This window comes from uncultured Polaribacter sp. (genome assembly GCF_947501385.1).
Classification (GTDB): domain Bacteria; phylum Bacteroidota; class Bacteroidia; order Flavobacteriales; family Flavobacteriaceae; genus Polaribacter.
The window spans coordinates 38,671-52,083 of record NZ_CANMVP010000024.1; the positions used below are offsets into that span (position 1 = coordinate 38,671).

At 33.8% G+C, this 13,413-nt stretch carries 10 protein-coding genes; 8 read left to right on the top strand and 2 right to left on the bottom strand.

Going from position 1 to position 13,413, the window contains the following annotated elements; all coding sequences use genetic code 11:
- Positions 1-15: 15 nt before the first annotated feature.
- Positions 16-975, top strand: a complete 960-nt coding sequence (locus tag Q0998_RS15025) for an L-threonylcarbamoyladenylate synthase (RefSeq protein ID WP_299671219.1) — start codon at positions 16-18, stop codon at positions 973-975.
- A 54-nt stretch (positions 976-1,029) separates the two neighbouring features.
- On the opposite strand, the gene Q0998_RS15030 is transcribed toward Q0998_RS15025, so the two are convergent.
- On the bottom strand, positions 1,030-1,554 hold the full coding sequence (locus tag Q0998_RS15030) for a hypothetical protein (RefSeq protein ID WP_299671222.1): 525 nt from the start codon (positions 1,552-1,554) through the stop codon (positions 1,030-1,032).
- Positions 1,555-1,895: 341 nt separating this feature from the next.
- Entirely contained in the window at positions 1,896-3,197 is a 1,302-nt protein-coding gene (locus Q0998_RS15035) for a hypothetical protein (RefSeq protein ID WP_299671224.1), read from the bottom strand.
- A 175-nt stretch (positions 3,198-3,372) separates the two neighbouring features.
- Between Q0998_RS15035 and Q0998_RS15040 the strand changes: the two genes are divergently transcribed.
- The 7 genes from Q0998_RS15040 to Q0998_RS15070 all read left to right on the top strand — a co-directional run bounded on the left by Q0998_RS15040 (position 3,373) and on the right by Q0998_RS15070 (position 13,395).
- Positions 3,373-5,745 (top strand): TonB-dependent receptor, encoded by a 2,373-nt coding sequence (locus tag Q0998_RS15040; RefSeq protein ID WP_299671226.1) that lies wholly within the window; start codon positions 3,373-3,375, stop codon positions 5,743-5,745.
- 87 nt (positions 5,746-5,832) lie between these two features.
- Entirely contained in the window at positions 5,833-6,837 is a 1,005-nt protein-coding gene (locus Q0998_RS15045; RefSeq protein WP_299671228.1) for a zinc-dependent alcohol dehydrogenase family protein, read from the top strand.
- A gap of 13 nt (positions 6,838-6,850) precedes the next feature.
- Entirely contained in the window at positions 6,851-8,911 is a 2,061-nt protein-coding gene (locus Q0998_RS15050; RefSeq protein ID WP_299671230.1) for a hydantoinase/oxoprolinase family protein, read from the top strand.
- Positions 8,912-8,913: 2 nt separating this feature from the next.
- Complete coding sequence (locus tag Q0998_RS15055; protein ID WP_299671233.1) at positions 8,914-10,593, top strand: hydantoinase B/oxoprolinase family protein; 1,680 nt, start codon at positions 8,914-8,916, stop codon at positions 10,591-10,593.
- Positions 10,594-10,605: 12 nt separating this feature from the next.
- Positions 10,606-10,917, top strand: coding sequence for a hypothetical protein (locus Q0998_RS15060; RefSeq protein WP_299671235.1), 312 nt, complete (start codon positions 10,606-10,608; stop codon positions 10,915-10,917).
- A gap of 20 nt (positions 10,918-10,937) precedes the next feature.
- Positions 10,938-12,224: a cytosine permease gene (locus tag Q0998_RS15065; protein WP_299671238.1), complete on the top strand. Its 1,287-nt coding sequence runs from the start codon at positions 10,938-10,940 to the stop codon at positions 12,222-12,224.
- Positions 12,217-13,395: a proline dehydrogenase family protein gene (locus Q0998_RS15070; protein ID WP_299671240.1), complete on the top strand. Its 1,179-nt coding sequence runs from the start codon at positions 12,217-12,219 to the stop codon at positions 13,393-13,395. Before Q0998_RS15065 ends, Q0998_RS15070 begins: the two co-directional genes overlap by 8 nt.
- The last annotated feature ends 18 nt before the right edge of the window (positions 13,396-13,413 follow it).

The window sequence follows — 13,413 nt, forward strand, 5'->3', positions numbered from 1 at the left end:
TTTGCAATCGAACTTATGAGCATCATTTCTAAAGACATACAAAAAGCAATACAATTATTAACTGACGAGCAATTGGTAGCCATTCCTACTGAAACGGTTTATGGTTTGGCAGGAAATATTTATAGCGAAAAAGCAATAAAAAGTATTTTCTCTACAAAGAAACGTCCGTTTTTTAATCCGTTAATCGTACATATTTCTTCTATAGATGTATTAGCTACTATCGTAGCTCACATTCCTAAAAAAGCGAAATTGTTAGCAACTACTTTTTGGCCAGGTGCTATGACATTGGTATTGAAAAAGAATGCAAAGATTCCTGATTTAATTACTGCGGGAAAAGATACGGTGGCTGTTCGTGTACCAAATCACCCTGTAACTTTAGCATTGTTAAAACAATTGCCTTTTCCTTTGGCAGCACCAAGTGCAAATCCTTTTGGAAGCATCAGCCCTACAAAACCAGTACATGTAGCAAATTATTTTAAGAATGACATTCAAATGGTTTTAGATGGTGGCGCTTGTAAAAATGGCATTGAATCTACCATTATTGGTTTTGAAAATGAGGAACCCGTTATTTACAGATTGGGTGCTTTGGCTTTGGAAGATATCGAGGCGGTTGTTGGAAAAATTTCCATCAAAAACAAGAAAGAAAATAGCCCCGATGCTCCTGGAATGCTTGCAAGACACTATGCGCCTGCAACAAAAACCTTTTTGGTGGATGATGTTAGTTTAGAGGTGAAAAATCATCCAAAGAAAAAAATTGGTGTTTTAGTTTTTAAGACCTCTTTGAATAATAAAAATCTAACAGAAATTATTCTATCTGAAAACAATTCAATGCAAGAAGCGGCATCGAAACTATATACTTCTTTGCACGTTTTAGACACTTTAAATTTAGATGTAATTATTGCTGAACGTTTTCCTGATAGCGGTTTAGGAAAATCTATCAACGATCGATTGCAACGTGCAACTTTTAGTTTGTAAGCAAAAAAAAGGATAACATTTAAGCTATCCTTTTTGAAGTCTATTGTATATAAATTATGATTTTTTATACTTTGCAATTGTTTCATTCAACTCTTCACGTAAATCATCAAACTTTTCAATTAACTCTTCTAAGTTTTGCTTTACGTTTTTCATTGGCTCATCTTTCTCTTTCAATAATTTTCTATATTCTTCTTGAACATCATCAACATCTTCCATTACCTCTTCATTTCTTAACCATACAGGAATAGAATTTCCTAAGTTAGCAATGGTACCGTTTAAATTTTCGATACGTTGTGTAGTTGTATTTAATTCTAAATTTTCAATGTCTCTTAATTCTTTATTAGCGATGTTAAATCCATCCCAATCATCAAAAGATAAATCTCCGTAGACATCTACATTATAACTTCCATATTGACCATCGGCTATTTTAACTTTCATTTTTTTCGCTTCAATGCTCATTTCAGTCGTATTCGTATCTGAAGAATTCATATCCGTTTTTTTCTCTTTAGCCTTGTCACAAGAAACAAATAGTAAACTTGCAATTGCCAATACTGTTGTAAATTTTTTTATGGTTTTCATGATATCTGTTTTAAAATTCGGTACAAAATTATAGAAATTTGAAAAAATTAATTGACTCAGATAGGTTTATTATTAACTCTTAACAAAATCATCTATTTTAAAAGTTTTAAATAAATTCTTTGTCTTTTTTTCTTTTTAAGGTAGTATTTTACAAAAAAATCTAAAGGAGGCAGCGCCAATGAGAAATTTTTTAGATTAAAAAATCAGTCTGATTTTATTCATGATTTTTCCTTTAAGAGCATATTTAGATGACATTGCAAAACAGTTAGTCTGTTACAAACACTTGAAAATGCGAAAATTATTTGGGGAGTTATCTAAAAAAATGATAATTTAATACAAGACTAAAGATGCAGTTTTATTTTTTCTTCTACAAATGAATCAACATCATTAAAATTTAAATAAAACCCTGTGTTTTTCTTTAATATAGATTTAAGCGTCTCATTATTTTTCCATAATAAAACTCTTCCATTTAAAACATCCGCTCCAGAGTAGACAAGAATATAACTTATAAATAAATCTTTTTCTAGCGGTTTAACTCTAATGGAAAATTGTGAAAAAGAGCTGTTTTTTTCTGAAAACTCAGATATTAAATAGTTTTCTGTTTTATTAAGTCTTCCTATTCCTTTAAAACTGTTGTTGTTGATTTTTAATTCTAATTCGCCAAGATTGTTATGTATTTTAAAGTATATAGGAATCAGATAGTTGTTTTCACTAAGATAAAAGCCAAAATATTCTCCCACTAAAAAGTTAACAATTTCTAAACGATTAACAGAAACAGATAAATCTGAATCTTTATGCGGTAAAATATTTTCTACCTCCATACGCTGAGAATATAAGTAATGATGAAATATTGGATTTATATCTTTCGATTTCACCTTTAAATCCTGCTCTTCTTTGTCTTGTACTTGCTCAAAAATCAGTTTACCAATTACTGGGCTATTACTTCTGTTAAAACCACAATAAGCCCCCAATAGAACTGGTTTTGACTGCATATTATTACCATAAAATAGATTTACAAAACATTCTTTATTTAAACTTGAATTTTCCTTACTGAAATAAAATGATAAAGCACTTTCGCCTGTGGGTACACATTTTCCGAAATACGTATAAAATGTGGGTTCTAAATTTCTTTCCCAATATAAAATTTCCCATGAAGCTGTTTTCATTTTATAAATAGTAAACTTCGATTTTATATAATATTGTCTATCCTCTACATAATATCCTACGTAATACAATACATCTATATCACTGGATGTATTTTCAAAATTACTTCCTTTCTCATCTTCTTTTACTTCTGCGCTAATAAAAGTAGAATTATTTAAATATTCACTATACGAGTTATATCCTGCGGCAAGTAGTAAAAGCGATAAATAATCTCTCCTTAATTTGGTGTATTTACTATTGCCTCTATCTACTTCTCTTATTTTATTGTATAAATACTTTCCATTTATCCACTGACCTGTTATCTCCGTTATAAATCCTTTTAAACTTGGATGCTCGTCATTATAATCTCCAAATCCATATAACTGGAATATAGTCAGCGTTTTTATTTCTATGGAATAATGGTTAGAGAAAATAGTCAAAAGCTCCTTGTGAAGCCCAAGGATTAAACCATTAGATACCTGAATTCCTCTACTATTCATAATTATAAATTATCTGTATGTTCCCAAAAATACATTTATTCCAGTTAAATTCCTATTATAAACAAATAACATTAAAATAACAGGAATAGTGGAATTAATGAGTATGTATTTGTAAAATTGCCTAACTAATTTAAAATACATACACATGAAAAATCTAATTTTAACCTTATTTTGCATGACAACTTTACTTGCATTTGGACAAAATTCAAAAGATATTGGCGGTAAAATTTTCGATGAAACAGGAAACTCTTTACCTGGAGCAAGTATTGTAGAAAAAGGCAATGCGGCTAATGGTGTTACTTCTGATTTTAATGGTGATTTTATTATTAAGGTAGCTAACGATGCTACAGAGATTATCGTTTCTTATTTAGGTTATCAAACTAAAACAGTTAAAATAACGAGTGATAATTTAACGATCGTTTTAAAGCCCGAAGCAAATCAATTAGATGTTGTAACCATTAAAGGTTTTTCGTCTGTATCGAGTAAGGCGCGTGTTAGAGCACAAGCCATTCAAAGTTTACCAGAAACTACAGTTGCAGTAAATGCAGCTACAATTGAGGCAAGTGGTATAGACAATATTCAATCCTTTACCTCACAAATATCAAATGTTACCTTTACCGAAGCACAACAGCCTGGCATAAATTTTTTAACGGTGCGTGGTATTTCTCAAATTAGAAATGCAGAATCACCTGTGGCCGTTGTTATCGATGGGATGACCTTGCCAGATGCCAGTGCCATGAACATGTCTTTGTACGATATTGAATTATTAGAATTTGTAAAAGGACCACAAGGAACACTGTACGGTAAAAATGCTATTGCAGGTGCTATAAATATTGTTACCAAAGACCCAACTAATAAAAACAAAACGAAAGTAATGCTTAATGCTGGTAATGGCGGATTATTTGGAGCTGGAATATCTTCTTCTGGAGCTTTTGTTAAAAGTAAATTATACTATAGTGTTAATGCTAGATATAACAAGTTTGATGGTTTAATTAACAACACCTTTTTAAATCAGAAAGTAGATTTTTCAAATGAGTATAATATTAGAGCTAAATTAAAATATAGATTTAACCCACGTTGGTCTGCCACTTTTGTACAAGATAATTTTAAAGTGGAAGCAGGTGGTAATTATTACGTAACCAAAACGGATATTTTTGACCCTTCAATTCCTGTGCTTGCGGACGATGATTATTCCAGCGAGCCCTTTGGCGATATATTAGGAGATTCGGAATTATCAAATTCGTTGAGTAGCTTTAAGCTAGAAGGAGCATTGGAAAAAGCAAAATTTCAATCTGTTACCTCCTTTAATGCCACAAGACGTTATTATATAGGTGAAAATGATTATTCACAATATGCGTTTAGTAAAGTATCGCAACAATCAGATTCAGACACCTTTAGTCAAGAGTTTAGATTGACTTCAAATTCTAGTGAAGACACTAAATTAAATTACACGGTAGGAACATTATATCAAAATAGCAACCGCTACTTGAATACCTCTACTTTTCTCAATAGAACGTATTATGAAGGCGGCTTTGTAGATGCATCTGCGGAAAATGCAAATTACAGCACTGATCCGTTGGTAGGGAATGATGATGATAATACCATACAGACCTTAGCCGGTTTTGGTTTTGTGGATTATAAATTAGCAGATAAGTTTACGGTATCTGCTGGGGTTCGTGTCGATTATGATAAACTCACCAATGAGTCTCGTATTTCTAATACTTCAATAGAAAACGACATAACCGTATGGCAACCAAAATTCTCATTGGCGTATGAATTTTCTAAAACAGTTTTAGGGTATGCTAACTATGGACGTGGGTATAGAAGTGGAGGTTTTAATTCTGACGAAACTGTAAAATTTGGTAAGACTTATGAGCCAGAATTCACAAATAACTATGAAATTGGCTTAAAGACAAGTTTCTTAAACAATAGAATTATTTTCAATAATGCTTTTTACATTATTGATTTTGAAAATCAGCAACAATACACCTTTATTCCGGTAACGCCAGCCGTATTAGGAATTTACAATTTTGAGGAATCTAGAATTTCAGGATTTGAAACGGAACTAAAATTCAGAGCCACCAATAATCTTGATTTCTTTGCAAGTTTAGGATTCAATGATGGTGAGATAAAAAAAGGAAAATACAACAGATTAACCAATGCGGCAGCCTTCGATTACGAAACACATGAAGAAGTAGACGTGAGCGGAAATACGTCTCCTTTTACTATAGAAAGCACGTTTCAAATTGGTGCCAATGCTAATTTTGAATTGGCAGAAAAATCAACATTGGGTTTCCATGTTAATGTAGATAGCAGAGGGACACAATATTGGGATCCGTTGGAAGAATACCAACAAGATCCATATACTTTAGTAAATGCAAGAGTCAATTTAAAGCTAAATAAATTCGGGGTAACGGTATGGTCCAATAATATTTTTGACACCAAATTCAATACAGAGTTTTTTCCAACGGCAGAATTTGGTTTTAGCAATTTAAGATTTCCAAATACACCGACCACAGTAGGTATTGACCTTTCTTATACCTTTTAAAAACAATAAAATAATTTGATTTTAATTTTTCCTCCTACCTGAATTTAGGTAGGAAGGGTAGTTAACTCATTTCTAAATCTGAAAAAAATGAAAGTCAATTGTAACATAATAAGATTCCACAAATGTGGAGAGTTAGACGTATTAAACATAGAAAACATAACCCTAGAAGACCCAATCAATGATGAAGTCTTATTCAAGGTTGATGCCTTCGCACTTAACAGAGCCGATGTACTGCATTACCAAGGTTTCCATACGACGTTGCCAGATTTCCCTTCACGTATTGGGTCAGAAGCGACAGGTGAAGTTGTAAAAATTGGCGACAAAGTAACCGATTTTAAAGTTGGTGATAGGGTAACTTCAATACCATTTAATACTTCAAAATATGGGGTGCAGGGAGAATATGCGGTCGTACCTCAAGACTACTTGACTAAGGCGCCAGAAAATTTAACCACAGAAGAAGCTTGCTCTATTTGGATGCAATATTCTACAGCTTATTTTGCCTTATTTCATATTGGCAGCGTAAAAAAAGGAGATTACGTTTTTATTCCAGCCATTTCTAGTTCAGCTGGGTATGGTTGTTTTGAACTAGCAAGAGATGCAGGAGCTACCGTTATAGGTTCTACTAGGACAAGCGTCAAAAAAGAGGAACTCGAACAACTTGGGATACATCATCTAATCGTAACAAAAGAAGAAAACGTCAAAAAAAGATTGATGGAAATCACTAAAGGCAAAGGCGTAAGTTTTGTGTACGATCCTGTAGCAGGCGCTTTTTGTGATGAATATTTAGAAGCCTTATCAACAGGAGCCGTTGTAATCATTTACGGATTATTAGACCCAAACCCAACACTATTTCCACTTGTGCCATTAATTAGGAAAAAAGCCATAATGGATGCCTATTCTCAATTCACCCATGTAGAAAACATCGACAAACTAAACGAATGCAAGGGGTATGTTTTAGAACGCATTGAAAAAGGAGCGCTAAAACCAATCGTGAGTAAAGTTTTTGATTTTAAAGATTACAAAAAAGCCTATGAATATATGCTTTCCAATCAGCAAGTAGGAAAAATTGTAGTTCGGGTAAATAATAAATAAATTATTAAAATACATGAGAGTAGCAACAGATATAGGAGGAACTTTTACAGACCTTGTTTTCTTTGATTACGATAGCGTAACTAAAGAAGTTAGAAAGGTTGAAGTATCTAAATCCAGCACAACACCGGGCGAATTTGAAAAAGGAATCTTAAACGCTATAGAAAAAATAGATTTAGATTTAACTACCATTGATTTTTTTGCTCACGGTACAACAGTGGTCATCAATGCCATCACAGAACGGAAGGGTTCTAAAACGGCGTTGATCACAACCGAAGGATTTCGGGATGTTCTAGAGATTGCTAGAGGTACACGCCCAGATTTGTACAATTTCAACTTTAAAAAAGAAGAACCGTTTGTTGCCCGTTATTTAAGACAAGAGGTAAAGGAACGCATCAATTATCTTGGCGAAATCATCACACCGTTAGACGAATCATCAGTAGATAAACATATCGGCAAATTTATAAAAGAAGGTGTCGAAGCAATTGCTATTTGCTTTTTACACGGTTATAAAAATCCAGTTCACGAGAAACAATTGGCAACCTACATTCGTACTAAATATCCTCAATTCGAAGTCATAACTTCGCATGAAGTTACTAGAGAATGGCGAGAATATGAACGTACAAGTTCTACAGTTTTATCAGCTTATGTAAAACCAATCGCAACCAAGTATTTAAATAATTTAACGCATCACCTACAAAAATTAGGGTATAAAAATAATCTTTACATAATGCAGTCCAACGGTGGTATTACCACCGTTGGAGATGTAAAGGCAAATCCAATTACCTTAATTGAATCGGGTCCAGCAAGCGGTATGCTTGGAGGGGTGGTACTGGGAAGAACTATTGGGAAAGAAAATTTATTGGTACTTGACATTGGAGGTACAACAGCAAAATGTTCTCTGATTGAAAACGGAATCCCAAAAATTATAACCACTTATAATATTGAAAAAACAAAAACCCAAGCTGGCTTCCCTATACTTACACCCGTAATAGATATTGTAGAAATTGGTAACGGTGGCGGCAGTATTGCTTGGTTAGACGATGGTGGCAAAATGCGTGTGGGTCCAAAAAGTGCAGCTGCAAATCCTGGTCCTTCATCCTATGGAAAAGGTGGCACGAGTTTTACCACAACAGATGCTAATGTAGTCTGCAACCGTATTCATAAAGATTACTTTTTGGGGGGCGAATTAAAACCAGATTTAAATAGTCTAAAAAATGCAGCAAAACCACTTTGTGACGAATTGGATATGACAATGGAAGAAATGGCACGCGGCGTAATTCGTGTTGCCAATTCGAATATGGTAAACGCTTTAAAAAGTGTATCCGTAAACAAAGGCTATGACCCAAGAGATTTTTCTTTAGTCGTTATTGGTGGCGGTGGTCCAATGCACGGTGCATATTTAGGTGAAGAATTGCAAATGCCAGAAATCATTGTGCCCTTAAATGCAGGCGTATTTTCAGCTTTCGGAATGTTAATGTCAGATTTAAGGCGAGATTACATCCGTACAGATGTTATGCGTTTAAATGTTGCTAATTTTTCAACCTTAAAAGACGTCTTTCATGACATGAGAAATGAAGCCATAAAAGCCTATGAAATAGATTTGTATCAAAAAGAAGACATTCAATTTGAATACTTTTTAGATCTCCGTTATGATGGTCAGGAACACTCTGTGAAGCTGATGCTGCCTGATTTAAACCATTTAAAAATGGATGAGATTGAAACTAATTTTCATCAACTGCATAAAAAGAGATACGCATTTAATCTAAAAGAGACCAAAATTGAAATTGTTAACTATCATTTGGTAGCAGAGGTTATTGTAAATAAGCCCGTTATAGGAAAAGTTGAGTCAAAAGGCAGTACTATAGAAGATGCATTAATTGCCACTGAAAAAGTGGATTTTGATGAGTCTGGTATTCATGATAGTAAGTTTTATGATAGAGATAAATTAGACCCAGGCATGACGATTGAAGGTCCTGCAATTATTGTAGAACAATCCACATCAACCGTTGTGCCCCCAAAGCATCAATTTAAAATTGATGACTATGCAAACATTATTATCAATAAAATAAAGTAGCCATGAGTTTAAATAAATTTACATCAGATATTATTCAGGATTCATTAATATCCATTGGTGAAGCTATGTTTGAAACGATTCAACGTACCAGCATGAGTCCTATAATCTATGAGGCGTTGGACTACGCTGTAGGAATTACAGACGGAGAAGGACGATTGTTGGCACAAGGAAACGGAGTAATTACGTTTTTAGCAGCAATGAGCCTTGTAGTAGAAGAAACATTAGAGCGTTTTAATGATGACAATCCTATAAAAGAAGGAGACGTTATTATTGCAAACACGCCTTATGTAGGTGGTGGAACACATTTATCTGATATTGCGATTATTACACCTATTTTTTATAAAGGAGAACGTGTTGCTTTTACAGTAAATAAAGCACATTGGACAGATATTGGAGGAACAAACCCTGGCTCTGTATCTACCGTTTCAACAGAAATTTATCAAGAAGGGATGCATTTTCCTTTTATAAAAATTAAGGATGAAGGCAAACTAAATAATGCCATTATTCAAATGATTGAAGCCAACGTTCGTTTACCAAAAAGTACTTTAGGCGATTTATTTTCAGGAATAGCTGCAAATGATGTTGGTGCAGAAAGAATTATAAAACTGATTGAAAAATATGGTTTAGATGCTTACAAAGAAGCGGCAGAAGAATTCATGGAATACGGCGAACGTATTAGCTTAAAAGAGTTGCAAAAAATTCCGAATGGTGTATATGAAAATACAGGCTGGATAGAAAACGATGGTTTTGGTAACGGTCCTTTCCCTTTAAAATTAAAAATTATCATTTCTAACGAAAATATGATTTGTGACTTTACAGGTTCTCACGAGCAATTAAAAGGCCCTTTAAATTTGTCGAGAACTGGTTTAGAAACCGCTGTAAGAGCTGCATTTAAATCGATAACAACACCAACATTACCAGCAAATAATGGTTCTTTTAAACATGTGAAATTAATTTGTCCAGACAATACATTGGTCAGCGCAAGCTCGCCTGCACCTACTTCTGTATATTATGAAGTGTTTTTAGCAGCCATAGATTTATTGTTAAAAACATTAGGTCCTATTGTGCCAGAAAAATTACCAGCAGGTCATTTTAGATCAGTTTGTGTAACCTATATTTCTGGAGTTCATCCTGTTACAAAAGAGTTTTATGTACAAGCAGAACCACTTTCCGGTGGTTGGGGCGCATGTGCCTATCATGATGGAAATCGCGGACAATTCTCGTATGCACATGGCGAATCCTATAACATTCCAGCAGAAACCAGAGAACGCAAATATGGTGTACTTGTAGAAGAATATGCTTTTCATAATGAAGGTGGTGGTTATGGCGAGTTTCAAGGTGGAAACGGACAATATTTAACTTTTAAAATTCTCTCTGAGGAAGCCTTTTTAACAGGAGCATTTTTAGGATATTCCATTCCAACTTGGGGATTAAAAGAAGGTAAAGAAGGGAGTTACAATTATTTTACCGTGATAAGAACCGATGGTACAGAAGAAGAATATAACATTGTAACCAATGTAAAACTAAATAAAGGCGACAAAGTAAAATTGGTAACAGCAACTGGCGGTGGTTATGGAAATCCTAAAGACAGACCGTTAGCGAAAATTCAAAATGACATAAAAAACGGTTTTATTACCAAAGAGCAAGCGTTGGAGCATTATCCTGCAATGATTGAAGCTTAATTCAAAAAAACTATGGAAGTACTCCCATTAACGTATCCCGAAAAAGAGTATTTAAAATACCTCATTCAAAAACAAGAAGAAGGTGTTGCTGTAGATTGTGGTTCGGTAGTTTTAAAAAAAGGACAAGTACTCCCGTTTAAAACGCTCGACTCGCATGAAATCACTTATTTAGTTTTAGGTAAATTAAGAGTTTTAACTAATAATGGGAACGAAAAAATAATGAATCAAGGCGATTTAATCTATTTAAATAAAGACGAAATCCGAAAAACAGAAACATTAGAAGACAGTAAAATTCTTTTCTTCTTGTTCAAGAAAACTGATTAAATCATAAAAAACCAATCAAAATGGAACAAACTACTAACACAAATAAAACGGTAGATTCAGCTTCAAAATCTATTCCGTTAAACGAAAGACAAGCTTGGCATATTCCAGCTTTCATTTTTGGAGGATTAGAATTCTGTATTCCTGTATTACTAATTGGCGGAATTCTAATTGGTAATTTTAGCTTGTTAGAGATTGTTGGCATTTTAATGGTTGCATTGGTTTTTTTCCAATGGATAGGAAACGCTGTTCAAGGATATATTGGCGCTAAAACAGGTTTAACATCGTCTGGTTTAGCAGCGCTGAGTTTTGGAAAAGAGCAATCACGAATTATCGTTGGAATCGTCATTTTAGCGTTAACTTTAGGTTGGTGGGCCATACAAACCTCTGTTGCCGCAGATGCGTTTAGCGCATTAGTCGGCATCAATAAAAGAGAGGATGTATTCTTATACATTGTAAGTACAGCTGGTATTGGATTGCTATTTGCTATTCCGTCCATCATAGGCTACGCTTCTATTAAATGGGTAGATTATGTGGCAATTCCCGCAGGTTTATTATTAGTTACGGTAGCACTTTATTTATCCATAAATAATATGGGTTGGGAAAAAATAGCAAGCTGGAATCCAGAAGGTTCCATGTCTTTTATCGAAGCAATTAATTTAGTAATTAGCATTAACGTGGCACAATGGTTAATTGCGCCAGATTACACCCGATTTGCAAAACCCACTTGGAGAGATAATATTTTAATTCCGTTGGGAATTATCATCGTTGGTTTTCCACTTTTTTTAGTCGGAGCAGTAATGTCTATGGGAACAGGAAATTCAGATATTGTGCAAGTGATGCAAGAACTCGGCTTTCCTGCTTGGGGTTTTGTAGTGCTTTGGGTGGCTACTTGGACCAGTCAATTGGTTAGTAATTACACTGGAGGCTTGGTTTTATGTAATATGTTTAATCTAAATGATGATAAAAGTCGTAAAATAATGACACTCGTTTTTGCTATCGTTGGAATCATTTTATCCTTATTAGGCATCATGGATCAGTTTGTAAATTTCTTATATTCAATAGCATTAATCGTTCCTGTAATCGCAGGCGTTATCATGGCACATTTCTTTTTTGTTGATAAAAGGGAAGTGACTACAAATCAATCTTGGAATTGGTTAGCAACCATAAGCATTTTGGTAGGTCTTTTGGTTGGCTATGTTACACAATACGAAATAAAGATAGGTTTTCCTGCTGTACAATCGTTGCTTATTTCTGGAGCTTTATATGCACTTTTAACTAACTTAAAGAAAACAAAATTAAGTGAATAAAATATTTGATAATACCGAAATTGCGCTGGCGCTGAAATCTGATTCAGAATTAAACAGAGCCTTATTTTTATTCGAAATGATAAAGAAAGCGCCATTAGTTAAAATTGGAGCAGCAGTTACAAATTTTGCTTTAAAAGCAAAATTACCCGTAAAAAAGTTAATTAGAGCTACCGTTTTCGATCATTTCTGTGGAGGCATCGATGAAGAAGATTGCCAGGGCATCATTAAAAAAATGCACACTAAAAATGTGCATACAGTTTTGGATTATTCGGTGGAAGGCAAAGAAGAAGAAAAACAATTTGATGAGACACTTCAAAAAATAGTAACAATTCTAGAGTTTGCTAAAAAAGATGAAGCCATTCCGTTTGTTGTATTTAAACCCACAGGTTTTGGACGATTTAAAATTTATCAAAAAATCACCAAAAAAGATCCTTTAAGTGAGGGCGAAAAAGTTGAATGGGAAGCTATAAAAGAACGTTTTGAAAAGGTTTGCAAAACAGCAAATACGTATAATATTCCCGTTTTAATTGATGCCGAAGAAAGCTGGATGCAAGTTGCTGCAGATGCACTTATTGAAGACATGATGGAAAAATACAACACAAAAGACGTTATTATTTTTAATACACTACAAGCATATCGTTGGGACAGATTAGATTATTTAAAAAATTTACATCAAAGAGCAAAAGCCAAAGGATTTAAAATTGGCATGAAACTAGTTAGAGGAGCTTATATGGAAAAAGAGCGAGAAAGGGCTTTAAAAAACAATTACAAAGACCCAATTTGCAAAGACAAAAAGACAACTGATAACTTATACAATGAAGTTTTAAATTATATATTAGATAATTTAGAAGACATAGAACTCTTCGCAGGAACACATAACGAAGAAAGCTCTTATTTACTGATGGACATCATGAAAACCAAAGGAATTTCTGAAAATGATAAAAGAATTTGGTTCGGACAATTGTATGGCATGAGTGATAATATTAGTTATAATTTATCTGAATTAGGCTACAATGTTGCAAAATATCTTCCGTTTGGTCCCGTAAAAGATGTGATGCCTTATTTAATTAGACGCGCGGAAGAAAACACGTCTGTCGCTGGACAAACATCAAGAGAATTATCCATTATTAAAAACGAAAGAGCAAGAAGAAAATCAAAAAACGTACACTAACTCAAATCTTATTTTAAA

Bases quoted from the DNA above. Each gene is read 5' to 3' on its own strand.
- Q0998_RS15065 (WP_299671238.1), top strand. From the start codon at position 10,938: ATGGAACAAACTACTAACACAAATAAAACGGTAGATTCAGCTTCAAAA.
- Q0998_RS15030 (WP_299671222.1), bottom strand. From the start codon at position 1,554: ATGAAAACCATAAAAAAATTTACAACAGTATTGGCAATTGCAAGTTTA.
- Q0998_RS15025 (WP_299671219.1), top strand. From the start codon at position 16: ATGAGCATCATTTCTAAAGACATACAAAAAGCAATACAATTATTAACT.
- Q0998_RS15035 (WP_299671224.1), bottom strand. From the start codon at position 3,197: ATGAATAGTAGAGGAATTCAGGTATCTAATGGTTTAATCCTTGGGCTT.
- Q0998_RS15055 (WP_299671233.1), top strand. From the start codon at position 8,914: ATGAGTTTAAATAAATTTACATCAGATATTATTCAGGATTCATTAATA.
- Q0998_RS15050 (WP_299671230.1), top strand. From the start codon at position 6,851: ATGAGAGTAGCAACAGATATAGGAGGAACTTTTACAGACCTTGTTTTC.
- Q0998_RS15045 (WP_299671228.1), top strand. From the start codon at position 5,833: ATGAAAGTCAATTGTAACATAATAAGATTCCACAAATGTGGAGAGTTA.
- Q0998_RS15060 (WP_299671235.1), top strand. From the start codon at position 10,606: ATGGAAGTACTCCCATTAACGTATCCCGAAAAAGAGTATTTAAAATAC.
- Q0998_RS15040 (WP_299671226.1), top strand. From the start codon at position 3,373: ATGACAACTTTACTTGCATTTGGACAAAATTCAAAAGATATTGGCGGT.